The 24,737-nt window shown below is 63.8% G+C and carries 19 protein-coding genes, 1 tRNA gene and 1 riboswitch; of the genes, 11 read left to right on the top strand and 9 right to left on the bottom strand.

Going from position 1 to position 24,737, the window contains the following annotated elements:
* Positions 1-37 precede the first annotated feature (37 nt).
* The 3 genes from OIS50_RS17645 to OIS50_RS17635 are packed head-to-tail and all read right to left on the bottom strand — an operon-like array spanning position 38 to position 3,145.
* Complete coding sequence (locus tag OIS50_RS17645; protein ID WP_264691958.1) at positions 38-1,294, bottom strand: O-antigen ligase family protein; 1,257 nt, start codon at positions 1,292-1,294, stop codon at positions 38-40.
* A 49-nt stretch (positions 1,295-1,343) separates the two neighbouring features.
* The gene (locus OIS50_RS17640) at positions 1,344-2,375 is read right to left on the bottom strand and encodes a glycosyltransferase family 9 protein (protein ID WP_264691956.1); all 1,032 of its coding nucleotides are present in this window, start codon (positions 2,373-2,375) and stop codon (positions 1,344-1,346) included.
* Complete coding sequence (locus OIS50_RS17635; protein ID WP_264691955.1) at positions 2,372-3,145, bottom strand: glycosyltransferase family 2 protein; 774 nt, start codon at positions 3,143-3,145, stop codon at positions 2,372-2,374. The genes OIS50_RS17640 and OIS50_RS17635 overlap by 4 nt, the downstream gene beginning before the upstream one ends.
* 140 nt (positions 3,146-3,285) lie before the next feature.
* Here OIS50_RS17635 and OIS50_RS17630 point away from each other — a divergent pair, with 140 nt between their 5' ends.
* Positions 3,286-4,497: a hypothetical protein gene (locus OIS50_RS17630; protein ID WP_264691954.1), complete on the top strand. Its 1,212-nt coding sequence runs from the start codon at positions 3,286-3,288 to the stop codon at positions 4,495-4,497.
* 53 nt (positions 4,498-4,550) lie between these two features.
* Here the strand turns inward: OIS50_RS17630 and ahcY are convergent, their stop codons facing one another.
* Positions 4,551-5,861, bottom strand: a complete 1,311-nt coding sequence (gene ahcY / locus OIS50_RS17625; protein WP_264691953.1) for an adenosylhomocysteinase — start codon at positions 5,859-5,861, stop codon at positions 4,551-4,553.
* A 307-nt stretch (positions 5,862-6,168) separates the two neighbouring features.
* Between ahcY and OIS50_RS17620 the strand changes: the two genes are divergently transcribed.
* Entirely contained in the window at positions 6,169-6,786 is a 618-nt protein-coding gene (locus OIS50_RS17620; protein WP_264691952.1) for a hypothetical protein, read from the top strand.
* A 47-nt stretch (positions 6,787-6,833) separates the two neighbouring features.
* On the top strand, positions 6,834-8,036 hold the full coding sequence (locus OIS50_RS17615) for a class I SAM-dependent methyltransferase (protein WP_264691951.1): 1,203 nt from the start codon (positions 6,834-6,836) through the stop codon (positions 8,034-8,036).
* 124 nt (positions 8,037-8,160) lie between these two features.
* On the opposite strand, the gene OIS50_RS17610 is transcribed toward OIS50_RS17615, so the two are convergent.
* Positions 8,161-8,760, bottom strand: a complete 600-nt coding sequence (locus OIS50_RS17610) for a DNA-3-methyladenine glycosylase (RefSeq protein ID WP_264691950.1) — start codon at positions 8,758-8,760, stop codon at positions 8,161-8,163.
* A 105-nt stretch (positions 8,761-8,865) separates the two neighbouring features.
* Positions 8,866-9,086: riboswitch (cobalamin riboswitch) on the top strand.
* Between the two features lie 159 nt (positions 9,087-9,245).
* On the opposite strand from OIS50_RS17610, the gene OIS50_RS17605 reads away from it, so the two are divergent.
* Together OIS50_RS17605 and OIS50_RS17600 are read left to right on the top strand one after the other, a co-directional pair.
* Positions 9,246-11,204, top strand: a complete 1,959-nt coding sequence (locus OIS50_RS17605) for a TonB-dependent receptor (protein WP_264691949.1) — start codon at positions 9,246-9,248, stop codon at positions 11,202-11,204.
* Between the two features lie 51 nt (positions 11,205-11,255).
* Complete coding sequence (locus OIS50_RS17600; protein WP_264691948.1) at positions 11,256-12,335, top strand: YncE family protein; 1,080 nt, start codon at positions 11,256-11,258, stop codon at positions 12,333-12,335.
* Positions 12,336-12,424: 89 nt separating this feature from the next.
* Here OIS50_RS17600 and OIS50_RS17595 read toward each other — a convergent pair whose 3' ends face one another.
* Complete coding sequence (locus tag OIS50_RS17595; RefSeq protein WP_264691947.1) at positions 12,425-12,703, bottom strand: hypothetical protein; 279 nt, start codon at positions 12,701-12,703, stop codon at positions 12,425-12,427.
* Positions 12,704-12,910: 207 nt separating this feature from the next.
* Between OIS50_RS17595 and OIS50_RS17590 the strand changes: the two genes are divergently transcribed.
* From OIS50_RS17590 to OIS50_RS17580, 3 genes are all read left to right on the top strand, one after another.
* Positions 12,911-13,270: a hypothetical protein gene (locus tag OIS50_RS17590; protein WP_264691946.1), complete on the top strand. Its 360-nt coding sequence runs from the start codon at positions 12,911-12,913 to the stop codon at positions 13,268-13,270.
* Complete coding sequence (locus OIS50_RS17585) at positions 13,267-13,830, top strand: helix-turn-helix domain-containing protein (RefSeq protein ID WP_264691945.1); 564 nt, start codon at positions 13,267-13,269, stop codon at positions 13,828-13,830. The genes OIS50_RS17590 and OIS50_RS17585 overlap by 4 nt, the downstream gene beginning before the upstream one ends.
* A 67-nt stretch (positions 13,831-13,897) precedes the next feature.
* On the top strand, positions 13,898-16,240 hold the full coding sequence (locus OIS50_RS17580; RefSeq protein ID WP_264691944.1) for a B12-binding domain-containing radical SAM protein: 2,343 nt from the start codon (positions 13,898-13,900) through the stop codon (positions 16,238-16,240).
* A 147-nt stretch (positions 16,241-16,387) separates the two neighbouring features.
* On the opposite strand, the gene OIS50_RS17575 is transcribed toward OIS50_RS17580, so the two are convergent.
* The 3 genes from OIS50_RS17575 to OIS50_RS17565 form a co-directional block, all read right to left on the bottom strand.
* The gene (locus OIS50_RS17575) at positions 16,388-17,776 is read right to left on the bottom strand and encodes an alpha/beta hydrolase (protein WP_264691943.1); all 1,389 of its coding nucleotides are present in this window, start codon (positions 17,774-17,776) and stop codon (positions 16,388-16,390) included.
* 101 nt (positions 17,777-17,877) lie between these two features.
* Positions 17,878-18,414, bottom strand: a complete 537-nt coding sequence (locus tag OIS50_RS17570; protein ID WP_264691942.1) for a GNAT family N-acetyltransferase — start codon at positions 18,412-18,414, stop codon at positions 17,878-17,880.
* Positions 18,415-18,503: 89 nt separating this feature from the next.
* Positions 18,504-18,773, bottom strand: a complete 270-nt coding sequence (locus tag OIS50_RS17565) for a hypothetical protein (protein WP_264691941.1) — start codon at positions 18,771-18,773, stop codon at positions 18,504-18,506.
* Positions 18,774-18,861: 88 nt separating this feature from the next.
* On the opposite strand from OIS50_RS17565, the gene OIS50_RS17560 reads away from it, so the two are divergent.
* The 3 genes from OIS50_RS17560 to OIS50_RS17550 all read left to right on the top strand — a co-directional run bounded on the left by OIS50_RS17560 (position 18,862) and on the right by OIS50_RS17550 (position 24,698).
* Positions 18,862-18,934, top strand: a tRNA-Gly gene (locus tag OIS50_RS17560).
* 234 nt (positions 18,935-19,168) lie between these two features.
* Positions 19,169-19,942 carry a PA2169 family four-helix-bundle protein gene (locus tag OIS50_RS17555; protein WP_264691940.1) on the top strand — a complete coding sequence of 258 codons (774 nt, stop codon included), beginning with the start codon at positions 19,169-19,171 and terminating at the stop codon, positions 19,940-19,942.
* A 271-nt stretch (positions 19,943-20,213) separates the two neighbouring features.
* On the top strand, positions 20,214-24,698 hold the full coding sequence (locus tag OIS50_RS17550; protein ID WP_264691939.1) for a DUF7619 domain-containing protein: 4,485 nt from the start codon (positions 20,214-20,216) through the stop codon (positions 24,696-24,698).
* Positions 24,699-24,737 lie beyond the last annotated feature (39 nt).

Raw genomic sequence — 24,737 nt, 5'->3', positions numbered from 1 at the left:
CGGTAGTGCCGCGGATAAATGTAACGAAAGGAAGGGCTCAGAGGGTTGCGTCAGGGTGTTGGGCCCGGCGCTCCGCCGCCACTACCAGAAAGCCGTAGAGGAAGACGAACAAATTGAACCCGATTTGCAGCTCCAGCAGCGAATCGGCCAGGGCCGCCGCGCCAAAAGTCAGCAGGAAATACCTCACGTACGGATTGCGGCGCAAAGAGGGTTGCACCAGCGGCGTAATAAGCACCCACAGCCACACGGCCAAGCCAACTACGCCCCCACCTACCAGGTAGTGCAAGTATTGGTTGTGCACCATCACGCGGTTTTCGGGCGCGAGGCCGTAGGTGCGCACGGCAAATTGCTCCATCAGGGCGTGGCGCACATCGGCCGGGGCCACGCCAAGCCACGGGTGCCGGGCCACAATGTCGAGGGCATTGTGCCAGGCAGCCAGCCGCCGCGACAGCGAAAAGTGGTTGATGTCGTGCCCCAGCTGGTACTGCTCCAGATCGTAGAGGGTGCTGGCTACACGCTCCTGCACCGATGCCAGGCCGTAATAGGCCCCCAGGGCCAGCGCGGCACCTAGGGCCACCATGCCCAATGCCAGCAGGGGCCGGCGCCGCAACAACAGTAGCACCACAGCCACAAGGGCCAGGTAAAAAGCCATCAGGCCGGTACGATAGGCGAGTATGTGCAGGCTGCTTACGGCTGTGGCTCCGGCGGCCAGCAGCAACCACCTAGGGCCTTTGCGCAGCTCGGGCAAGCGGCTCAGCGGTACCGCCAGGAAAGCAGCCAGCGCCAGCAGAATACCGAAGTGGATGTGGAAGATGCCCGAAACGGAAGGCACATTCTGCCCTACCCGGATCAGGTCTTGCGCCGCTTGCTGATTGAGCAGGTAGCGCCCGACGGTGGCAGCTCCTAGCAGGGCCGTGGTCAGCACAAAAAACACGCCGATGCCCACGCGCTGCCGCCGGCTTAGTGGCACTGCCAGGCAAAAGGCCAGCGGTACGCCAATAAGCGGCAGCTGGCGGTACACTTCGTGGCGCCATACCGGCCAATCCTGCGTGTACCACCACGAAAGCGGCATCAATGCATACAAAACGGCCAAGCGCAAGGCAGCGCGGTTGCGCAGCCACCTAGGTACTTCGCGGCGAATGTTGGGGTTGAGGCCAGCAGCCACCACGGCCGCCACGGGTGCCAAGGCCACAAAGGCCCGCGCCGTAAACAGCAAGCCCACAACGCCGCCCACGCAGGCAACCAGCAGCAGATACTGCGACAGGTAGCCGTTGCGGTACCAACGGGCAAGCACAGAGGCAATGGATGGTGAGCGCAGCTCCGAAAACAACATCAGCCCAAAGCTACTGCGCGGCGAGCGGCTGCCAAGCCTCAATACGTGCTGCCACCGCTGCGGGCGCTATGGTTCTGATACAACTGCACACCGAGGCATCGTGCCGGCAGGTATTGCAATCGGGTTTATCGAGCACGAGGTATTCGGCCCGCGGGCCGAGCGGTGCCCAACGGCCGGGGTGCATGGGGCGCATCGGCACAAACAACCCTAGGGCATGCCTCCCAAGCGCAGCAGCCAGGTGCACTGGCCCGGTACTGGCTGCCACCAAACCATCGGCCCAAGCAATGAACCCGATAAGCTGACCTAGGGAAAGCCGGCCAGTAAGGTTGATGCAATAGGCAGCGTGCTCCTGCAGCCAGGACTGCAGCTGCTGGCCCTCGGCAGCGGTGCCGGTAATAAATACCCGATGGCCCTGGGCATGCAGCAAGCGCGCGAGCTGGCCGTAGAATTCGAGCGGCCAATCGCGGCCGCTGCCGCGCGAGCCGGGGTGCAGCACCACGTTGCGTTGCTGGCTGCTGCCGCGCTCGAGTAGGGCGGCAATGTCGGCTGGCACTGGCTCATCGGGCCTTAGCTTACCTAGGGGCTGCAGGTCGGCTAACTCAGGCGTGTGGTTCAGCCCAAGCGGGCGCAGCAGCTGGCAGTTGAGCTGCGCCTCGTGCAGCGGCGAGTGTCGGCGGCTGAGTGCCACCAACCGGTTGCACGTAAGCCAATGAAACCAGCGGCTACGCGTGCCGATGCGGTGGCTGATGCCGGCCTTACGCGCCAAGGAAGCCAGGCGACGGTTCGGAAACACGTGTACTATGGCATCGGCCTGCACTTGTTGCAACGCGGCAACCTGCTCGGCTTCGGGTAATTGGCGCAGCTCGTCGTCGTTCAAAAACGCATCAACCGCCGGGCAGGCAGCGGCTACCGCCTGCGTGTAGCTGCGGCCTAACAGAACCACGCGGCAGCCGGGGTATTGCTGCTTCAGCCAGCCACACAAGGGCAGTGTCAGCACCACGTCGCCAATGGCATCGGTGCGGCTGATGATAAACGTTTTCATGGGCGGGCAGCAGCTTGCTGATTGATAACGCGCAGCTTGGCATACTTCACGAACACGCTGCAAGCCGAGAGGTACGCGATGCTCAGGCCCGCAAAGCCATCGAGCATACCTAGGCGCAAAAAGTACATGTGCACAAACTTCCAGGCGGGCTTCAGCCACAGCTGCCACGTGGCCGTGCGCTTGCCCTTGGCCGCCAACTCCTGGGCCCCAATGGTGCTGAAGCGGTTGAACTGCGCCAGGTGCTGCTCGATGGAGCCGTAGGAGTAATGCAGTAAATCGTGGCGCAAGGCGTGCACCGACTGGCCGGCCGCTACTTCGTACCGCTCGTGCAGCAGGTGGCCCTGCCAGCTCCCTAGGCGCCGGTCGTAGAGGCGCAGCTTGCGGTCGGGGTACCAACCGCCGTAGCGCACCCAGTGGCCGCAGTAGTTGGTAAGGCGTGGCAAGGTGTAGCCGGCCGCCTGCCAGTTTGCTTTGATCTGCTGGATTTCTGCTCGTAGCTCGTCGGTCAGCACTTCGTCGGCGTCGAGCTGCAGCACGTGGTCGTAGCGGGCCTGCGCGGTGGCGAAGTTCTTTTGCTGCACGTAGCCCGCAAAGGGATGATGCACCACGCAGGCACCGTGCTCCTGGCAGATAGCCACGGTGCGGTCCGTCGAGCCCGAGTCGACCACCACTACGTCGTCGGCCACATCACCTAGGGCCGCCAGGCAACGGCCGATGTTGGCTTCTTCATTGAACGTGATGATGACGACGGAAAGCGGGACGGTGGGCATAGCGGCGGCAAATATCCGCAATTGCCTGCGGCAAATTGGCTTGGTGCGCTCCAGGCGGTAATTTAGCCCTGCCTTGGTGCGCCTCACTTCCAACTACCCAGGCTGCTACTCTTTTTGCATTCCTCTCTACCCTATCCGCTATGCCTACAGCGCTGCACCAGGAAGCCCCCAGCAAAGAATACCGCTACGCAAAAGGTTGGCGCATCTTCTCCTACATACTTGCAGCACCTATGATTGCAGCATTTCTGTGTTCTCCGGCGCTTATTTGGCTGGAGAATGACGAAGAGAAACTGCCGTTAGCGTTTGTGCTCGTTGTGTCGGCGGTGTGTCTGGGTTTGGCAGCTTTCTTTAGCTATTGCGTGTTCGAAGCTGCTCGTTGGCGTCTCATCGTTACCGAGGACAAGCTGATTAGCGTGGGCACGCTCAAAACCAAAGCGCTGGCGTTTGCCGATATCCGTGGCTTTCGTATCGAGCACAACCACTACGTTCTTGTGGTGCCGCGGCAGGCAGGTCAGCCCAAGATCAAGATTGGCACCTCTACCGAGTCGTTTGCCGAGTTGCTGCATTGGCTGGCGGAGCGGTTTCCCAACCTGGATATGCTGGAGCAACAAGAAGCCCTAGGTATTCTGCTCGACGATGCTGGCTTAGGCTCGAACGAGACAGAACGAGCAAACCAGCTGCTCTCAGCCAGAAAAGCGAGCGTGACGCTCAACATTTTAGGCTTCGTTTGCATGATCTGGCTCAGCTTCCGACCTGTTCCTTACCAATGGGCAATTGCAGTTGGCCTAGCAGTGCCTGTGCTTTGCCTGATTGCGCTGTGGGTATATCCCAAAACCCTAAGCATCCTCGAGAACAAAAACAGCGGCTGCCCGGTAGCATGGCCTGCACTGCTTCAGCCGTCGTTGGGTTTAATGGCGCGGTCTGCTTTCGATCATGCACTGCTCGACTATACTTCCGTGTGGCCGGCTTTTATTACGGTATCGGTGGGGTTGCTGCTGTTACTGATGATTGGTAACCGGCACTTTTTGTTGCGTGGCACTGCCCGCCTCACAACCGCAGTAAGCATCGTGCTGTTCGCAGCTCTTTACGGCTACAGCGCCACCACTGCCTACAATTTTGCCTTTGATACAGCACAGCCGACGACGTATGATGTGCAAGTGGTAAGCAAACACATAGGCGGCGGAAACAAACCGACCTACCACCTTACGCTCGAAGCCTGGGGACCTAGGGCCGAGTCGCACAACGTAACCGTATCAGCCGATTATTACGAGCAAGTGGAGCCCGGCCAACGTATCAGGATGATGCTGTGGCCGGGCAAACTGAACATACCCTGGTACACGATAGCCGAATAAAAAAAGCCCCGCCTGACGATTCAGGCGGGGCTTTTTGCTGATGTAAGCTGCTCTTAGTAGCGGTACAGGTCCGACTTGAACGGGCCTTCCACGGCTACGCCGATGTACTTGGCCTGCTTCTCGTTCAGCTCGTCGAGCTCCACGCCGATTTTGGCCAGGTGCAGACGGGCTACCATCTCGTCGAGGTGCTTGGGCAGAGTGTACACCTTGTTTTCGTAGCTGTCGTGGTTCTGCCACAGCTCCAGCTGCGCCAGCGTCTGATTCGTGAATGAGTTCGACATTACGAACGAGGGGTGGCCGGTGGCGCAGCCCAGGTTCACCAAGCGACCTTCGGCCAAAACGATTACCTCTTTGCCGTCGATGGTGTAGAGGTCAACCTGGGGCTTAATGGTGTCTTTCGTGTGGCCGTAGTTCTTGTTCAACCAGGCCATGTCAATTTCGTCGTCGAAGTGGCCGATGTTGCAGACGATGGCCTTGTCCTTCAAGGCCCGGAAGTGCTCCTCCGTTACGATGTCGCAGTTGCCGGTGGTGGTGATGACGATGTCGGCTTCCTTGATGGCGTTGCTCATCTTCTTCACCGCGAAGCCGTCCATGGCAGCCTGCAGGGCGCAAATCGGGTCGATTTCCGTCACGATTACGCGGGCACCAGCACCTTGCAGCGAGGCTGCAGTGCCTTTTCCAACGTCGCCGTAACCGGCTACCACAGCCACTTTGCCGGCCATCATGATGTCGGTAGCGCGGCGGATAGCATCCACGGCCGACTCTTTGCAGCCGTACTTGTTATCGAACTTCGACTTGGTAACCGAGTCGTTGATGTTGATAGCGGGCAGGGGCAGTTTGCCAGCCTTCATGCGCTCCACGAGGCGCAGCACGCCGGTGGTGGTTTCTTCCGAAATACCACGGATGCCGGGCACCAGCTCGGGGTAGCGGTCGAGTACCATGTTGGTGAGGTCGCCGCCGTCGTCGAGGATCATGTTCAGGGGCTGGCGCTCTTCGCCGAAGAACAGCGTTTGCTCGATGCACCAGTTGAACTCCTCTTCGTTCATGCCCTTCCAGGCGTACACAGGCGTACCGGCAGCAGCAATAGCGGCAGCGGCGTGGTCCTGCGTCGAGAAGATATTGCACGACGACCAGGTTACATCAGCACCTAGGGCCTGCAGCGTCTCGATGAGCACGGCCGTCTGGATCGTCATGTGCAGGCAGCCGGCGATGCGGGCGCCCTGCAGCGGCTTGCTGGCGCCGTACTGCGCGCGCAAGGCCATCAGACCCGGCATTTCGGCCTCGGCCAAACGGATTTCCTTGCGGCCCCATTCGGCCAGCGAAATGTCTTTTACCTTGTAGGGTAGGTAGGTCGTCTCAACCATAATATTGGAATTTTCGCAATCCAACCACAAAGGTAGCCAATTTGTTGGCCTTTTCCAGTAAACAACAGGCAGGCATCCAGAGCAGCTCAGCTGTAACAGGGCGGCAATAAAGCGTGTGTCAGCTGCGTTAATAATGCGTTGGTTCGTTGGCAGGTGGCACGTAGCGGTGCGGGGCAGCCAGGCCCGGCAGCTGCAATTACCCTAGGTAAACTTCGGAGTTGCCGAACGTATCGGGGCGGGCTGGTGTTGAGCGGATTATATCCGGAGATATGATTATTTCTGGGTAATTGCCACCTACCTTTGTACCATGCTCCTCTCCCTTTCGCTGGCTTTCGCACCTAAAAGCCGCTGTTTTGCTTTGTCGTTGCCGCTGGCATTGGGCCTGGCGGGTGTTGCACATGCGCAAGTGCCCAAAAAGCCGGTGCAGTACATCAAGCTAAGCCCCGAAGACCAGGACCGCGGGCTGAACGGCCGCCAGAAAAACTTCTGGTTTGCAACGGGCAACACCGAGGATTACCAGAACGCGGGCTTCTTTGGCCAGCGTCTGCGCCCCTACGTAGCGCACGATGCCGAAGCGTTGGCCAGCCTCAACCGCTACCGCCGCCAGAAGTGGATGCTGCTGGGCGAGCGGGCCGTGTTTGCAGGCGCGGTGGGCGTGTACGCCCAGCAGGTACTGAGCGGCGACGAGCAACAATATTTCAACAACACCCAAAAGGTAGCCATTGGCGTAGCCCTGGGCAGCCTGCTCAGCAACGCGCTAATTACCCACCGCACCAACGAGCATTTTATTCGGGCGGTAGAGGCACACAACGCCACCTTACCCACGGCGCGCCGTATGGGCTTTATGCAGGCCAAGCCCGATGTGCTGGGCGTGACGGCTCCGACGGGCCGCCCGCAGCTGCTCGTTGGCTGGACGCTGCGCTAACCCAGGCTCCTTTACCTTAGCGCCGTACAAGCGCATTTTCGATTGTGATGGATGTAACGCTGTCGGCAGCGGCTCGGCAGTACGTAGCCGAGCATCTGCACGATGACCCCGCTACGCTGGCTTTGCAGGCCCGGCGCTACCCCGATCTGCCCGTACGTGAGTTGGTGCAGCAGATTCAGGCCCGCCAGAAAGCCAAAGCCAAACTGCCCGCCTGGGCCGCCAACCCCGATTTGGTATTTCCGCCGGCGTTGTCGGTAGAGCAGGCTTCGTCGGCGCGAACGGCCGCATTTAAGGCCGAGCTGGTATCGGGCGCCCGCATTGCCGACCTTACCGGTGGCTTTGGGGTGGATGCCAGCCATTTTGCCCAGCACGTGGCCGAGGTGCACTACGTGGAGCGCAACGCGCAGCTGGCCGAAGTGGTGCGCCACAACCTGGGCACCCTAGGTATCGGCAACGTGCAGGTGCACACGGGCGACGCCGCCGCGTGGCTGCGCGAGCAGCCCGACGGCTATTTCGATTGGATTTACCTCGACCCGGCCCGCCGCGACACCGCCGACAAGAAGATCTTTCGGCTGGCCGACTGCGAGCCCGACGTGCTGCGCCTGCTGCCCTTGCTGCTGCGCAAGGCCGAGCGCGTGCTGCTGAAAACTTCGCCCATGCTCGATGTGGAGCAGGCCCTGCAGGAGCTGGGCCGCGTGCGCCGGCTGTGGGTAGTAGCCGTGGACAACGAGTGCAAAGAGGTGCTCTACGAGCTGGGCCAGGAAGCGGCCATCGACCCGGAGCGACTTACCGTGAACCTGCTGCGCGACGGGCGCGAGCAAACCTTCCGGACCAACCGCACCCGCGAAGCTAAGGCCACGCCGCGCTACGCCGAGCCCCAGACGTACATTTACGAGCCAAACGTGGCCGTGCTCAAGGCCGGCGGCTTCAAGAGCATCGGCACCAGCTACAACCTGCTGAAACTGCACCAGCACAGCCACCTCTACACCTCGCACACCCTACGCGAGGATTTCCCCGGCCGCGTATTCCAGTGCCGGGCCGTGTGCAAGTACGATAAGAAAGAGCTGCTGGCCCACCTCGAAGCCGACCAGCGCGCCCACGTAACCGTGCGTAACTTCCCCGACTCGGTGGCCGATTTCCGCTACCGCACGGGCATTCGGGAGGGCGGCACCACGTACCTGCTGGCCACCACCGATTTGCGCAACCGCCTCATCGTACTGGTTTGTGATAGGCTGAACCACACGAGCTAGGGTGAAGGAAGAAGGAGGAATGAGGAAGGACGAATTGGCAATCTGGTTCGTCCTTCCTCATTCCTCCTTCTTCCTTCATCTGAAACCTAGGCGCATCGTCCTTCTTCATTCTTCCTTCCTCCTTCTACTTGGCCGGGCTCGTCCATTTATTGCCCCTGATGCGGAAGCGCCACGGCAGCGCGGCATCGTCACCCGCGTAATCGATGCCGACGCGCGGGCTGGCTAGCACTTGCTCGTCGGGCACCGTCTCCCCTAGGTCTTCGAGCCAGATGAGGTTGCCCGTGAGGTCGGTGCCGTAGTGCCTGGTGCTGATGCCCAGGGCCTGCGTGAGCAAGCCAGGGCCGGCCGTGAGCTTGGGCGTAACGGCGGCGAGGCCGCGGCGCAGCTGCATTTCAGCCACGCCCTCAGTGGGTTCGAGGCCCCGAATCAGCACGGCATCGGCTTTGCCGGCTTCGTTGGTGATGATGTTGAACAAGGCGTAGCGGCCGTAAATCAGGTACACGTAGGCCACGCCGCCGGCCTCGTACATCACGCTGGTGCGCTTGGTAAACCGCCCTAGGTGCGAGTGGCAGGCCTGGTCGCCCACGTGGGCGTAGGCCTCGGTTTCGACGATGCGGCCGCCCGTGAGCACCCCATCGATGCAAGTGAACAGGTATTTGCCGAGCAGGTCGCGGGCCAGGGCCACCACATCGGGTTGGCGGTAGTAGTCGTGCAGGAGCTTCATGCGGGGCTATACGCGCAGCCCGGGCCGGGCGGCGGCCACCGGCACCTCGGCAATACCGCAGGGGTGCAAGAAAACCGCGTAATCAAGCAAATCCGAAACGCTGCGTATCTTTGCCGGTGCATGGGTGGCCAAACCCCGATTGGGGGGCGCGGCTGAAAAGGGAATGCCGTGAAATTCGGCGACTGTCCCCGCAACTGTGAGCTTCACCGTACCCGCGCCGAGCCTCTTCGCCACTGTTCCTACGACGGCCACTTAGGGCCCGAGGAATGGGAAGGCCGCCCGGCGCCGAAGCAAGTCAGGAGACCTGCCCGCGCAACTCTTAGTGTTCGGCGCCTGCGGAGGACGGGCGGAGAATGAATCGATTTCGGCCCCGCGTTGCCGCAACGGGCTCTTTTTCCTGATTCTGACTCGGCTTTGCGCGGGGCCTTACCGGCGGCGCGCAGGGTTCTGAACCGAATTTTTCGACCCCGAAAATTTTGGTTCGGATGTACGCTTTTACCCTTTTCCGGCGGCTGGGCGGCGGCTGGGCTACGGTGGCCTTGTGGCTCGGCGCCTCGGCTGCGGCGCAGGCGCAGCGGCCCGCCCCTGCTGCCCCGCCCGATACCGCCCGGCACGTGCTGCCCGCAGTGCAGGTGCAGGCCCAGCGCCCCACGCGCTACGCCGCCGGCAGCCGCTTTACCGTGCTCGATTCGGCCGCGCTGGTGCCGTTTAAGTCGGCCTCGGTGGCCGATGCCCTGTCGGCCCGCACGCCGCTGTACCTGCGCACCTACGGGCCGGGGCAGTTGGCTACTTTATCTATTCGGGGCACTTCGGGTCGGCATACCGCGGTGCTCTGGAACGGCTTCAGCGTAAACTTCCCGACCCTCGGCGAGGCCGATATGGCGCTGTTGCCGGTGGCCTCGGTGGGCCAGGTGAGCGTGCAGCACGGGCCCGCCGCCGCGCTGTACGGCACTGGTGCTATGGGCGGGGCCGTGGTGCTGGGCCCGGCCGCGCCCCGGCTGGGCCAGCAGGTAAGCGCCACCTTGGAGGCCGGCAGCTTCGGCTACGGCGCAGTTAGCTTCGAGGGCAGCCACCGCGACGCGCACGTGGCCGTGCAAACCAGCTTGCTGGTGCGCTCGGCCGAAAACAACTTCCCGTACACGGCCCTCGATTTCGGGGGGCCGGTGCGGCACCGGCAAGCCAGCGCGGCCTTGCAGCAGAGCAGCTTCACGCAGCAGCTGAATGTGCAGCTCAGCCCAACGTCGGAGCTGACGGCCTCGGCCTGGTTTACGCGCTCCGACCGCCAGATTCAGCCCGCCATCGGCTCGGCCGATGCGCACGCCCGGCAGCAAGACGAAAGCGGCCGCCTGGTACTGGGGTACCGCCGGCGCGGCGCCCGCAGCGAAACCGCCGTGCGCGCCGCCCGCTTCGCCGACAACATTCGCTACTACAACGACCAGGTGCAGCCCAGCAACTCGGCTACGGCGGTGTGGCAGGCCCAGGCCGAGCACACCCTGCAGTGGCGGCCCAACGCCAGCCTGCGCCTGGGGGCCGAGGCCCAGCACTTTGTGGCCGATGTGGATGGCTACCGGCGGCACATTACCGAGCAGCGCTACGCCGGCATCGCCCTGCTGCGCTACGACCCCACGGCCCGCCTGCGCCTTACCCTGAATGCCCGCCAGGCCGTGCTGCCCGGCCGGCGCGCCCCTTTGGCCCCTACCCTAGGTACCGAATACCAGTTGTGGCGTACGCAGCATCAGCAGCTGTGGCTGAAGGCCAATGCGGCCCGCAGCTACCGCGCCCCCACCCTGAACGAACGGTACTGGGGCGGCGTAGCGCGCCCCGATTTGCGGCCCGAAACCGGCGTGGGCTACGAAAGCGGCTTGCACTACGAAGGCCAGCTGGGCACCCGGCTGCCCGTGGCTGTGCAAGCCGACCTTACGGCCTACCACTTACTGGTTGATAACTGGGTAGAGTGGATTCCGGCGGGCGGCGTGCTGGCCCCGCGCAACGTGCGGCGGGTGCGGAGCCGCGGCATCGAGGCCAGCACGCAGGCCCAGCTGCGCCTGGGGGCTTACCGGCTGAGTGCTACGGCGGCCTACGCCTACACGCAAGCCCGCAAGGTGAGCGGCTACGCGGCCGACCTCGACCCCGTGGGCAACCAGCTACGCTACGTGCCGCTGCACTCGGCCGCGGTGGGTACGCAGCACGGGTGGCGCAACTGGCAGCTGGCCCTCAACGGCGTGTTTACGGGGTACCGCTACACCACGGCCTCGGCCGACGACTACCTGCCGGGCTATGCCTTGCTGCATGCCAGCGCCGGCCGCACCGTGCACCTAGGGCGCTACACCCTCACAGGCCTGGTGCAAGGCTACAACCTCACCAACCAAAGCTACCAGAACTACGCCGGCCGGGCCATGCCGGGCCGCTCGGGCATGGTAAGCCTGCGCCTGGGCTGGCACTAGGTACTTTCTGCCGAAATCCTTCTTCTCATTCATTACCCTTACTCTGCTATTATGCAACTTCTGATGCGCCGCCCGTGGCTACCCGCCCTGGCCGTAACGGCCCTTGTGCTGGGGGCCTGCAACCCCTCCGAAAAAGAAGACGAGCAACCCGCCCCGCAGGTAACCAAAGCGGTGTACGTGGCCAACCAAGGCAACTTTGGCACGCCCAGCGGCTCGGTTACGGCCTACGACAAGCCCAGTAAGCAAGCCGACAAAGACCCCTTCCGGCGCGCCAACGGCCGCGCCGCCGGCGACGTGGTGCAGTCCGTAACGGCTATCGGCGACAAGCTCTACATCGTGGCCAACAACAGCGGCAAGGTGGAGATTGTGAATGCGGCCGACTTCCGCTCGGTAGCGCAAATCAGCAACCTCTCGCAGCCGCGCTACGTGGTGGCCGGCCCCGCCAACAAGGCCTACCTCACCGAGTGGCAAGGCAGCTACCCCAACTACACCGCCGGGCGCGTGTCGGTTATCGACCTGACGACCAACCAGGTAACCAAAACCATTACCGTAGGCCGCAACCCCGAGCAGCCACTGCTGGCCAACGGCAAGCTGTACGTGCCCAACTCCGATGAGAACACCGTAACCGTCATCAACACCGCTACCGACGCCGCCGAGGCCACCCTTGTTTTTTCCGATGGCCCCCAGAACCTGGTGAAGGATGTAGACGGCAACCTTTGGGTGCTGTGCGGTGGCATTACCCGCTACGGCGGCGCGCCCAACTACCCGGTGCTTTCCAAAACGCCGGCCGCGCTGCACCGCTTTGCACCCGCTACGCCGGCCTTGCACCGTAGCTTCACCTTCGCCTCGAGCGGCGCCGCCGACCTGAGCACCTCGCCCAACGGCGCGCAGCTGTACTACCGCTACGGCGGCGCCGTGTACCGCCTGCCCAGCACGGCCACGGCCCTGCCCACGGCACCGTTTGTCCGCCGCAGCTTTATGGCCATCAACGTCGATCCGACCGACGGCGAGCTGTACGGCACGGTGGGCTCGTACACGGCCGATGGCCGGGCCATCCGCTACAACAGCTCCGGCACGGCCATCGACTCGTTTAGCGTAGGCCTGATTCCGGGCGACATTTCGTTCCGCTAAGCCTCGCGGCACATCCGCCTGCACGCAACAAGGCCCCGCTCCCTAGGTGGTAGCGGGGCCTTGTTGTGCTTGGCAGCAAGGGCGGCGGGTTAGTCGGCGCGGCCGTCGTTGTTGCGGTCTTTGGCTTGGCGGGCCTGCTGGTATTGCCGCTCGCGCAGGCTGGTGGCGGTGTCGCGTTGCAGGCGGGCGCTATCCACGCCACCCGAGGGGTGGCCGGCGCCGGGGTCGAGGGCTTCTTTTTCGTGGCCGCGCTCCACGTTCGTGTCGCCCGATTCGGTGCCGGTGCTGCAGGCTGCAAGGCCTGCGGCCAGCAGCAGCGCCGCGCCCAGGTACCGGAAGGGGCGCAGCAGGTTGGAGGAGGTGTTCATGGCAGTGAGGGAGTAGATAAATAGTGTCGGGGCAATATACGCAACCGCTAAGCCCAGCGGTAACGCCATGCCAGCGGTAACGCCATGCTAGCACAAACGTCCTTTCGGTGGATTGGTTATGTAGCTGGTTTTGCAGTCCTTGGCTACCTACGCCGCCTGGTTGCTGGGCCCTAGGTGCGCGCGGCTGCCAGCTAATATCTTTGCGTCATGGCTGCTCCCCGTCGTCGTTCGTCGCCTGCTGCGTTTGCGTACCGCCCCTTGCTCCGGCGGGCTGGCTTGCTGCTGGGCATTAGTGTGGTACTATCGTTTGCCCTGGTTGCGTATTTGTTTGGGCTCGACAGCAGTTTCTTCGGCCGCTTGGCCGGGGCCACCTTCGTGTGGTTCATTCTGCTGAGTGTCACTTTTTTGGCGGTGGTACCGTTTGTGAACTGGGCCGCCGACAACTGGTTTGGCCGCACCTGGGCCGAGGCGCCCACGCCGCAACCCAAGCGCCATAGCCGCCCGGCGGCCCCTAGGTCGGCCGAGCCCGCCGCAGCCCGCCCGCCCCGCAACAACCCCACCGCGTGAGTACCGAACTACACATCAAAAACATGGTTTGCCCGCGCTGCATCAGCACGGTGAAAGCGGTGTTGGAGCAAGCAGGCCTGCACCCGCTGGCGGTAACCCTGGGCCATGTGGTGCTCGACGACAATACCCCCGCCGACCACGCGCAACTGCAGCCGCTGCTGCAAGCCGAGGGTTTCGAGCTGCTCAAGAGCAAAGACGAGCAGGTGGTGGAGCAGGTGAAAACCGCCCTGGCCGAGTACCTGGAGCACCTGCGCACGGCCCGCGTGCCGCTTACCACCTCGGCTTTCCTGGCCGAGCGGTTCGAGGCCTCGTACGCGCACCTGAGCAAGCTGTTTTCGCGGGTAGTGGGCATTACGCTCGAGAAATACCTCATCCGCCTGAAAATTGAGCGCGTGAAGGAGCTCCTCAGCTACGGCGAGAAAACCCTGGCCGAAATAGCCGACGAGCTGCGCTACAGCAGCTCGCAGCACCTGAGCACGCAGTTCCGGCAGGTTACAGGCCAAACCGTAACGGAGTACAAAGCCAACCCCCAGCGCACTTCGCTCGATCGGATAGCGTAGCCTAACGCACTAATGGCCGCGCCGTACCTTTGCGGCACCTTTGCCGCCGTTTGGCGGTTGTTGCCCCGTGCCGACGAATTCTACGCCCCGCATCCTCCTCATTACGCCGCCGCTCACGCAGCTCAATACCCCCTACCCTGCCACGGCCTACATTACCGGCTTTCTGCGGGGTCAAGGCTTTCAGGTAGCGCAAGCCGACCTAGGCATTGAGCTGGTGCTGAAGCTGTTTTCGGCGGCGGGGCTGCGGCGCGTGTTCGATGCCGTGGAGCAGGGCGCGTTCGAGCTGAGCGACAACGCCCGCCGCATGCTGCGCCTGCGCCGGCGCTACGAAATGACCATCGAGCCGGTCATTCGCTTTCTGCAGAACAAAGACCTGACGCTGGCTTCGCGCATCTGCCACGGCCGCTACCTGCCCGAGGCCGCGCGCTTCGACCAGGTGGCCGACCTCGAAACCGCCTTTGGCACCATGGGCCTCACCGATCAGGCCCGGCACCTGGCCACGCTGTACCTCGAAGACCTCAACGACCTCATCAAGGAAACCGTGGGGCCGCAGTTTGGCCTGAGCCGCTACGCCGAGCACCTGGGGCTTACGGCTACTTCATTTGAGCCCCTGCACACGGCCCTGCAACAGGCCCCGAACCTGGTTGATGAAATGCTGCTGGAGTTGGGCACGGCGGTGCTGGAGCGCGAGCAGCCCGATGTAGTGGGCTTTACGGTGCCCTTTCCCGGCAACCTCTACGGCGCTTTGCGGCTGGCCAAGCACTTCAAGCAACTGCGGCCCGAAGTAAAAACCCTGATGGGCGGCGGCTACCCCAACACCGAGCTGCGCCAGATACAGGAGCCCCGGTTCTTCGACTACATCGATTACCTCACCCTCGACGACGGCGAAGGCCCGTGGCTGAAACTGTTGGAGTTTTTCAGGTGCCAGTTGCCGCTTGAGAGTTGTCAGTTGTCAGTTGCGAGTTGTCAGGAGAACGTTGCGTACCAAACCGCCGAAGCCGCCACCGTCGACAACCCCACTGGCAACGCGCAACTGACAACTGACAACTCACCCCTGGCAACCCAATTCCAGCGCACTTTCCACCGCAATGCCCTAGGTCAGGTGGAGTACCTCAACGGCTGCCAGGATGCCAACATCCCGCACACCGAGGTAGGCACCCCCGATTACGACGGCTTGCCCCTGACGGAGTACCTTTCGGTAATTGAGGTGCTGAACCCCATGCACCGCCTCTGGAGCGACGGCCGCTGGAACAAGCTGACGGTGGCGCACGGCTGCTACTGGAAGCGTTGCTCCTTCTGCGACGTAACGCTCGATTACATCAGCCGCTACGAAACCGCGCCGGCTACCTTGCTCGTCGACCGCATCGAGCAGATTGTGCGGCAAACCGGCCAAACCGGCTTTCACTTCGTGGATGAAGCCGCGCCGCCGCTGGCCCTGCGCGATTTGGCCATTGAGCTGCTGAAGCGCCGCGTGAGCATCACGTGGTGGGGCAACATCCGCTTCGAGAAAACCTTTTCGCCCGACCTCTGCCGCCTGCTCGCGGCCTCGGGCTGCATTGCCGTATCGGGTGGCCTGGAGGTTGCCTCCGACCGCCTATTGGCGCTCATGGAGAAAGGCGTGAGCATTGCCCAGGTAGCCCGCGTGACGGACGGCTTCACGCAAGCCGGCATTATGGTGCACGCCTACCTAATGTACGGCTTCCCCACCGAAACCGCCCAGGAAACCATTGACTCGCTGGAGGTGGTGCGGCAACTGCTGGCGGCGGGCGTGGTGCAATCGGGTTTCTGGCACCGCTTTGCCATGACGGCCCACTCGCCCGTGGGCAAAAACCCCGCGAAGTACCAGGTGCGGCAAATCGGCCCCGCGTTCGAGGGCTTTGCCTGGAACGACCTGTGGCACGACGACCCCACCGGCGCCGACCACGAGCAGTTTGGGCCGGGCCTCGCCAAGGCGCTGTACAACTACATGCACGGCGTAGCCCTCGACGAGCCGCTGCAGTTCTGGTTTGATTTCCGGGTGCCGCGTACCACGGTACCCCGCAACCTGATCGAGTCGGCCCTTACGGAGCCCGGCAAGCCTGATTCGGCCAAGCAAAACATGCGCGTGTTTTGGCTGGGCAACGCGCCGGAAATCCGCTTCGAAACGCGCCAGAAGAAAGGTCGCCAAATTGAGCAGGCCGTCCTGACTTTCTACGAACAAGCCGAGGATTTTGAGCTGAAGACCACGCCCGTAATCGGCCGGTGGCTGCACCAACTCCTAGGTGAGCTCAGTTTCGATTACGATACCAAGCGCCTGCTAAAGGAAGTAGCCGCTACCTACCCCGCCGCCGAGGCCGGCCTGAGCTTCGAGGCGTTTATGATTTCGCCGCAGTGGCTGCTGTTGCGCGAAAAGGGCTTGTTGCTGGTGTAGCTACCTAGGAAAGAATGCGGTAGCGCGGCTGTAGCGCGGACTTTGTAGTCCGCGTCCCCGGATAGTAACCTTAACCTTCAGGCCCTAGGTCAACGATTGATGATGCTATCTGGGGACGCGGACTACAAAGTCCGCGCTACAGCCGCGCTACTTGCTGATACGCGCCTGCAGCCACTCGAGCTGCTCTTCGAGGTAACCGGGCACGGGGCGGGGCCACTGCCACTGCTGGCCGGCTTCGCCTTCAGCCACGGTGGTGGCGGGCAGGATCAGCTCGTGGTTGGCGCCGGCGTACACGCGCACCAGCGAGCTGCCGCGCCGGCCGGCCGCCAAGCGCAGCCGCTCGGCACTGGCGCGGGCATCGAGGCGCTCATCGTGGGTGCCGTATTGCAGCAGTACCGGCACGCGCACATCCTGCCAGGCATCGCGCGGGTCGTAGTTCAGCGTGCGCCAGTAAAAGTTGGTCCGGATGGCGGCCGTATCGGGCAGCTGTTGGGGCAAGGTGGTAAAGCGCGCCCACGGTTGCTGCAAGGCATTGCTCAGCAGCTCGGTGGCTTTGGCGGTTTCGGTTTTGCTGGTGGGCCGGCGCACGTAGCGTTCCAGCGCCTCAAAGGTGCGCCACGCCTGCGCCTGCTCGGCTTTGGTGGCGCCTTGCTTTGCCAGGGCTTCTTCGTTTTGGTACTGCACCACATCGGCCAACGACATGCCCGGCGCCGATACGCCCACCACAAAAGCAGCGGGCCGGCTTGGTTGCCCGGCTACCAGGGCGGCAACCGTAGCGCCTTGGCTGATGCCCCACAAGCCTACGCGCGTCGAATCGATTTCGGGATTTTGCTTGAGCTTGCGCAGAGCAGCGGCGGCATCGGCAGCCAAATCCTGCAAACCATACTGCTGCGGCTGGTTTTTGGCTGCGCGGGCATCGCGCCGGTCGAACACCAACGTGGCAATGCCGTGGCGGGCCAGCCAGGTAGCGTAGGGGCTTAGCTCGTGCCGGTGCGGCGTGGTGCTGCCGTGTAACAGTACCACGGCGGGGTGTTGCAGCACGGTATCGTTGGGCACCAGCAAGGTACCTGCAGCGGGGCCAGCGGCCGTTTGCCAGCGCAGGGCTACTTCGCGGTACGGCTTGGCAGGTGCCTGGTCGCGCCGAATCAGCAGCACCTCGGCCTGCACCGAATCGGTTTTGAATGCGCCTTGCAGGAAGTTGCCCTCGTGCCGCAGGCTGAATTGTATGGCGCGGCCCTCGGGCTGGCGGTGCACAAATAGCAGCTGCGGGTGCTCGTAGCGCAATTGCTCGGCCGGAAAGCCCAGCAGTTGCCATTCCGGGAAGTACACCTCGGCCTGCAGCGCCTGCGTGGTGTCCTGCCGCACATCGAGCACCACGCGCAAGGGCGTACCGTTGGCGGTAAGGGTGCCCTCGTAGTGGCCGGTGGGGGGTGCCACCTCGGTTTGCTGATCCTTCGACGAACACCCACCTAGGGAAATCAGGGCCCAGCAGCCGGTAAGCATCAGCAGCGCCCGCAGGCGTTGGCAGAAAAGCATAAGCGCGCGTTCAGTGTTCCTGTATGCAGCTACTACCTCCTAGGTGCAGTAGCTGCTGCCAAATGTAGGCACCTGCTGCCAACGAAGCCCGGCCCGCGGTATTACAGCCCCTTGCGCAGAATCAGGTCGTGCTGCACGTCCTGGCCCAGCTTAAAGTCGATGCCGCCAATGTGTTTGAAGCCAAAACGGCGGTAGAACTCTATGGCGCGCTCGTTTTTCTCCCACACGCCCAGCACCACCGAGCGGCAGCCCCGCTCCCGCGCTTCCTCAATGCAGCGCCGCATCAGGGCTGCGCCCAGGCCGGTGCCAATCCAGTCTTCCAGCACGTACAGGCGCTGAATTTCGGCCCGGGTGCTTACGTCGGTGCCCGGCTCGGCACCTAGGGCCGACGGAATGATGAGCTTGGCGTACCCCACCACCTCCTGTTGCATCATCGCCAGAAAGAAGAAAGAATTGGGCGCCTGCAACTCGGCCAGCTGTTTATCGGGGCTGAAAGTTTGCTCGAGGTACTCGGCCATGTCCTCGGGCTTGTTTTGGGCAGCAAAGGCCTCGTGAAACGTACGACGGCCCAAAATGGCCAGCTGCGCAGCAGTGGCAGCATTGCGTTTGGCAGTAGTGATGCGGAGAGGTGACGACATAGCACGGCAAGTTAGGCAGCCCTGGCCGGTAGCAGCGCAAAACCGGCACCCATTAGTGGCATGGCAGCTCCAAATCGAAGCAAAATTCCCTAGGTGATGGCACCATCGCCGGGCTCATCCGATACGTGCCCATCGCGCCGCATGCGCCAGCCAAAGCGAATCAGCAACACCGCTACCACCAGCATCAGCACCGACATGATGAGGTACGTCGTGTTCACGCCTGCCCAGCCCGCCCCGTTCCACTCGCTGGCCACCACCCCAAACCGGAGCACTTGCGCAATTACCAGCAACCCGCCGGCTACAATCAACAACAAGCCGACGAGGCGGCGAGAACCAGGCTTTAAGCGCGAAGTAGGCATGCAGCAAAACAACTAGTTTGCTGCTTATACGCGCCACCTCGCAGTTGCGAATCTGATTTAACCCCGTATTTTTGTTTTACCATCATCAGCGGGAGTAGCTCAGTTGGTAGAGCATCAGCTTCCCAAGCTGAGGGTCGCGAGTTCGAGCCTCGTTTCCCGCTCACTTAGAATCAGCCACTTAGTAGCAATACTGAGTGGCTGATTTGCTTTTGGGTTATTAATTTATGCTTGTTGCTTATCCCGCAGCGGAGCAGCTGGCTACGTGGGTTACGAAGTAGGGCGCGGCGATAAATACCCGGGTTGAATCAGTTACAGCCAAGTGGCCACCCCGTAACCTTTGCACCACCTCCTGCGATTTAGAAAGCTCCATTCGACAGCTTCCTAAACCGTGCACCATGAACCAGCCTACCGATAACCGTTTGCCAGACGACGCTACCAGCCAGCCAGTTGCTAACCAAGGAGCCTCTTCCCTAGGTGCTCCGCAAAGCAGCTCAGGACAGGAGGCAAATGCTGCCGGGCAGCCATGGCTAGACAAAGCAGCTAACCTGCTGAAAAGTGGCAACGCCCAAGACCTAATTCGTCAGGCCACGAAGTCGTCCGTAGATACCTGGCGGCAGCTGACCACCCCGCAAAAACTACTTGCTGGTGGCGCCCTAGCCCTAGGTGGCTGGCTGCTGCTGCGCGGGGGCGGCAAGGCCAAAGCCGCCAAGCGCGTGCAGAAACGCAGCCGCAAGCAGGCCAAAGCCCTACACGAGTTGCTGTTGTTTGTGAACGACCGCGTGGATGGCTACCGCCGCGCCCACCACGAAAGCCGCGACGCCGAACTGCGCGGCTACTACCACGAGCTGGCGGGCAAAAGCCACGAGTTTGCCACACGCCTAAATACTTACCTGCGCGATAAAGCCGCCGAGTACGAGCACGGCACCACCCGCAAAGGCAAGCTGTACCGCGGCTGGATGCAGGCCAAAGCCGCCCTTACCGGCCACGGCGAAAAGGCCATTCTGGCCGACAACATTTACGGCGAAGAGTGGGCCCTGAAAGCCTACGAAAAAGCCCTGCGCGAGCCTGCGCTCCTAGGTGCCTTGGGTGCCGAAATTGAGCGGCAGTACGCCCACGCCCGCCAAACCCACGCCCGGCTGCAGCAGCTGCACGCCCAACACCCGGCGTAGCCACCGCGGCCGCGCGCTGCCCAAAGTGCCTCTCACCGCTCACCGCCAAACAGCCACCTAGCCCCCGGGCCGGGTGGCTGTTTGGCTACGTACCCAACCCGCGCGCCCTAGGTGGCCTGAGCCGGAGCCGGGCATGGGAGCTGGCAGCGAGGCCCCGGGAAGCAAATCAGCTTCAAAAAGTCCTATCACGTTGGCGTTTTCGTGCGGGTGGGGCCGTACTTTCAGGCTTTGATTGGGCTAAATGCCTGTTAGCTATCCTCGTTGCCTGCCGATGCAAAAACTATTACTCGCACTAGCCTTGCTGCTGGGCGCCTTGCCGGGCCTGGCCCAGTTTGGGCCCGCGTACCGCTTCGAAAAATTGATGGGCACGCCCATCGACGGGCCGTTCGACGTAGCCACCGACGGCCGCGGCTACGTGTACGTGCTTAACCGGGGCGACGTGGAAAAGCTCGACTCGACGGGGCGCCACCTGGCCACCATTGCGCTGCGCACCAGCACCGGCCAGGCGGTGTACGGCAGCTGCCTGGGCGCCGATGCCGCCGGCAACCTCTACGTGGGCTCGTACCGCTCCACGGGCACCATCATCCGGAAGTACGACCCGGCCGGGCAGCTGGTGCTGGAGTTTGGCGGGCCGGGCAGCGGCCCGGGGCAGTTCGAGCAAATCGAGTCGTTGTGCGTTGATGCCGTCGGCAACGTGTACGCCATCGACAGCTACACGCAGCGGGTGCAAAGCTTCGACCCGAACGGTCGCCTGCGCTTCGCATACAAAGCCGCCAACCTGCCCTACAACGGCGGCCTGACCGATGTAGACGTGGACGCCAGCGGCGCGCTGTACGTGCTGCGGCAGGATTTTGCCATCATCAAGCTGTCGGCCGCTACGGGCCAGCTGCTCAGCGAGTTTCCGCTGGGCGCGCCGAGCGGCAGCCCGTGGGTGAGCTACTACCGCACCAGCCACTTGCTGGTAACGGCCCGGGGCGAGCTGGTGGTAAGCGGCTCGCAGATGCAGGCCATGCGCTTCAGCGCCACGGGCCAGTACCTCACGGCGCTGGCCGGGCCCTACGATTTCACGAGCAGCACGCGCACGGCGCTGGCGCGCGGCCGGGGCGGCCGCATGTACGCCACCGTGTTTACCCACCAGGTGCTCTCCGACCACCTTTACCAGCTGGAGGCCGACGGCCGCGTGGTGCGGCGCTGGGGCAACCTCGCGCGCTACTCGCACGTGCGGCAAGACGAAAGCGGCAACGTGTACATCGTAGAGGAATTCGGGGGCAAAGTGCGCAAGTACAACGCCGCCGGCGAGCTGGTGCTGGAGTTCGGCAGCCAAGGCACCGGCGACGGGCAGTTCAGCCAATACATCGGCGGCTTTGCCGTAGATGCGCTCGGCAACATCTACGTGCTCGAAACCTCCGATTCGCAATCCAGGCTGCAGAAGTTCGACGCCCGGGGCCGCTTTGTCTCCAAAATCACTTCGTTTGGGCCGGGCGGGGGCTATGTACGCTTTTCGGGCCTGGCCGTCGACGCTGCCGGTAACCTGTACATTGCCGACTACTACGGCGGCACGGTGCGCAAGCTCAGCGCCCAGGGCCTGCCCCTGGGCACCATTGCCACGCGGGGCACCGGCAACGGGCAGGTGCTGGCGCCCAAGGCGGTAGCGGTTGATTTGCGCGGCAACGTGTACGTAGCCGACTACGACGGCCGCCGGGTGCAGAAGTTCGACCCCGCGGGGCGGTTGCTGAAGCAGTACGGTCCCTCGTACCCCTGGCCCGGCAACCCCACCGTAACCGTGTGCGAGGCCGACCTCGACGTGGACGGCCGCGGCAACGTGTACCTCGTCAGCTCGGTGCACGGGGGCATTATTTATGCCGCCGACGGCAGCGCCGAGCGGCCCATGCCCGCGTACGGCAGCCGCGTATCGGTATCGCGCGACGGTAGCCGCCTGCTCTCCATGATCTACGCCAACGACGTGGTGCGCTTTTACGCGGCGGGCCAGCGCCCGCCGCACAACCTGCTCTCGGGCCAATTGTACTACGACGCCAACAACAATTGCGTGTTCGACGCCGGCGAGGAGCCCTTGCCGGGCATTGCCGTGGTGGCCGAGCCCGGCGACTACTACGGCCTCACCGACGAAAGCGGCCACTATTTTATGGCCGTGGATACGGGCCGCTACACCGTGCGCCCGCTGCTGCCCGTGGGCGAGGTGGGCCGCACCATTACGCCCCTGCCCTGCGCCCCGCAGACGCCCGTGGTGTTCCGCAGCTACGGCAACGCCACGAGCGGTATCAACTTTGCGCACCACGTGAGCACGGCGCCTTACTTGCGCGTGGAGGTAGCCTCCGACCGGCGCCGGCGCTGCTTCCGCAACACCACCACCGTAAGCTACGCCAACAGCGGCTTTGCCGCCGCGCCCAACGCGGCCGTAACGGTGGCGCTGCCGCCCGAGGTAGTGCTGGTACGGGCCAGCGCGCCCTACACCCGCGACGCAGCCGGCCGCTACGTGTTTGCCCTAGGTACGCTGCCCGCCAACGCGGGCGGCAGCATCGTTATCCAAGACTCGGTGGCTTGCAACAACCCCGAGGTGCGCGGCCGCACGGTGTGCACCCGCGCCTGGATTACGCCAGCCAACACCTACCCGGCCCCGCCCAATTGGGTTAAAGCCTCGGTAGCCATTACGGGGCAGGTGCAAGCCGGCAACACGGCGCGCTTTGTGCTGCGCAACGCCGGCCCGGGCGCTATGCCCGATAGCCTAAGCTTCCGGGTGTTTCAGAACGGGGCGCTGGCTTTGCAGCACCGCTACCGCCTAGGTGCCCGCGACTCGCTGGTGCTGCGGGTGCCGGCCAGCCGGCCGGTGGTGCGCCTGGAAGCCGATCAGCCCGCCGGGCACCCTACGCAGCGCGTGGCCAGCGCCACCGTGGAGCTGCGCGGCCTGAGCACCCCGGGCCAGCCCAACGAGGCCATGCACAGCCTGCCGCCCAACGACCCCGGCCCCGAGGTGGCCGAAAGCTGCCTGCCCATTCTCGACTCCTTCGACCCCAACGACAAGCTGGTATTCCCGACGGGGGTAACGGCCCAGCACTACACGCCCACCAACACGCCGCTGCGTTACCGCGTGCGCTTTCAGAACACCGGCACCGACGACGCTTACCGCGTGGAGGTGGTAGATACCCTAGGTGCCGACCTCGACCTGAGCACCCTGCGCGTAACCGGAGCCTCGCACCCTTACCGCTGGCGCCTGAGCGGCCACGGCCGGCCGGTGCTCACGTTTACGCTGGCCAACCTAAGCCTGCCGCCCGCCCAGCGCGACGAGCCCGGCAGCAACGGTTTTGTGGAGTTTGAGGTGCAGCCCCGCGCCGGCCTCGCCCCCAAAACCCTGGTGGAGAACTTCGCCGACATTTACTTCGACTACAACCCGCCGGTGCGCACCAACACCACCACCAACCGCATTTTTGACGTGCCGCTGGTGCCGGAGCCCGCGGTAGCGCTGGCCTACCCGGCCGTGGTGGCCGCGCCGGCGGTGCTGGCCGTGACGCCGGCGCAGGGCAAAGCCGGCACGGTGGTAACGCTGGCGGGCGAGCGTTTTGCCCCCACGCCGGCCGCCAACCAGGTGCACTTTGGCAGCACGCCCGCCGTGGTGCTGAGCGCCAGCGCCACCAGCCTTACGGTGCGCGTGCCGGCCGGCGCCCAAACGGCGCCCGTGGCCGTAACCACCCCCGATGGCCAGGGCCTCAGCGCCCAAAGCTTTGTGGTGTATCAGCCGCCCACCATTACGAGCGTGGCACCGCCCGAGGGCCAGCCCGGCGCGCTGGTAACCCTTGCGGGCGCGCACTTTGCCCCCCTTGCCGCCCTCGATACGGTGTGGTTTGGGGGCGTGCCAGCCATGGTGCAGCAGGCCTCGGCCACCGAGCTGCGGGTGGTGGTGCCCGCCGGCGCCCCGCACCAAAGCGTGGTACGCCTGGGCACGCTGGGTGGCACCGCCAGCAGCGCGCAGCCCTTTGCGGTATGGTACCCGCCCACCATTGACGCCGTGGGGCCAGGCAAGGGCAGAGCCGGCGACGTACTCACGCTTAGCGGCAGCAACTTTGCCCCGGCCGGCCGCACGCGGGTGTACGTGGGCGGGGCCGCGGCCAGCGTGCTGCAAGCCAGCCCCGCCAGCCTGCAGGTGCGCGTGCCTGGCGGGGCGCAATCGGGCCCGGTGCGGGTTGAAACGCCGGGTGGTACGGCCACTTCGGCGGCCAGCTTCGTATTTGTGCCGGCCCCGCTCATTACTGATGTGCAGCCCCGCCAGGGCACCGTGGGCGAGCGGGTTACGCTAACGGCCCGGCACCTGCGCGCCGATGCCCAACCCGACACTGTGTGGCTGGGCCAATTGGCGGCGCCGGTGGTAGCCAGCACGCCCGGTACGCTGGTAGTACAGGTGCCGCGAGGGGCCCGCACGGGGGCGTTTGTGGTGGGCGGCAGCGGCGGGCGCAGCAACGCCAGCCCCGCCTTCGAGGTGCGGGCCCTCAGCCCCGACGAAGCCATTGCCCTGTACCCCAACCCCACGCACGGCACCGCCACCCTCGACTGGCACCGCGCCGATTTCGACCTGGGCGAGCTGCGCGTGTACAACGCCGTGGGGGCGCTGGTGCTCAGCCGGCAACTCGGCCACGAAACCACGCCGGCGCTGGAGCTAAACCTGGCCGCCCAGCGCCCGGGCCTGTATCTGCTGGTGCTGCAAACAGCGCGCGGCCGCGTGCTCAAGCGCCTCACGCGTTACTAAGCTTCGGCTGCCTCCCCCAAACGCCAACGCCCTAGGTAA

Source organism: Hymenobacter sp. YIM 151858-1, from assembly GCF_025979705.1.
Taxonomy (GTDB): domain Bacteria; phylum Bacteroidota; class Bacteroidia; order Cytophagales; family Hymenobacteraceae; genus Solirubrum.
The sequence above is the reverse complement of the archived record's forward strand: the minus strand, read 5'-3'. Positions and strand labels throughout refer to the sequence as shown.

Coding starts and splice junctions, on each gene's coding strand:
- OIS50_RS17640 (WP_264691956.1), bottom strand. CDS start 2,375: ATGAAAACGTTTATCATCAGCCGCACCGATGCCATTGGCGACGTGGTG.
- OIS50_RS17635 (WP_264691955.1), bottom strand. CDS start 3,145: ATGCCCACCGTCCCGCTTTCCGTCGTCATCATCACGTTCAATGAAGAA.
- OIS50_RS17630 (WP_264691954.1), top strand. CDS start 3,286: ATGCCTACAGCGCTGCACCAGGAAGCCCCCAGCAAAGAATACCGCTAC.
- ahcY (WP_264691953.1), bottom strand. CDS start 5,861: ATGGTTGAGACGACCTACCTACCCTACAAGGTAAAAGACATTTCGCTG.
- OIS50_RS17620 (WP_264691952.1), top strand. CDS start 6,169: ATGCTCCTCTCCCTTTCGCTGGCTTTCGCACCTAAAAGCCGCTGTTTT.
- OIS50_RS17615 (WP_264691951.1), top strand. CDS start 6,834: ATGGATGTAACGCTGTCGGCAGCGGCTCGGCAGTACGTAGCCGAGCAT.
- OIS50_RS17610 (WP_264691950.1), bottom strand. CDS start 8,760: ATGAAGCTCCTGCACGACTACTACCGCCAACCCGATGTGGTGGCCCTG.
- OIS50_RS17605 (WP_264691949.1), top strand. CDS start 9,246: ATGTACGCTTTTACCCTTTTCCGGCGGCTGGGCGGCGGCTGGGCTACG.
- OIS50_RS17600 (WP_264691948.1), top strand. CDS start 11,256: ATGCAACTTCTGATGCGCCGCCCGTGGCTACCCGCCCTGGCCGTAACG.
- OIS50_RS17595 (WP_264691947.1), bottom strand. CDS start 12,703: ATGAACACCTCCTCCAACCTGCTGCGCCCCTTCCGGTACCTGGGCGCG.
- OIS50_RS17590 (WP_264691946.1), top strand. CDS start 12,911: ATGGCTGCTCCCCGTCGTCGTTCGTCGCCTGCTGCGTTTGCGTACCGC.
- OIS50_RS17575 (WP_264691943.1), bottom strand. CDS start 17,776: ATGCTTTTCTGCCAACGCCTGCGGGCGCTGCTGATGCTTACCGGCTGC.
- OIS50_RS17570 (WP_264691942.1), bottom strand. CDS start 18,414: ATGTCGTCACCTCTCCGCATCACTACTGCCAAACGCAATGCTGCCACT.
- OIS50_RS17565 (WP_264691941.1), bottom strand. CDS start 18,773: ATGCCTACTTCGCGCTTAAAGCCTGGTTCTCGCCGCCTCGTCGGCTTG.
- OIS50_RS17555 (WP_264691940.1), top strand. CDS start 19,169: ATGAACCAGCCTACCGATAACCGTTTGCCAGACGACGCTACCAGCCAG.
- OIS50_RS17550 (WP_264691939.1), top strand. CDS start 20,214: ATGCAAAAACTATTACTCGCACTAGCCTTGCTGCTGGGCGCCTTGCCG.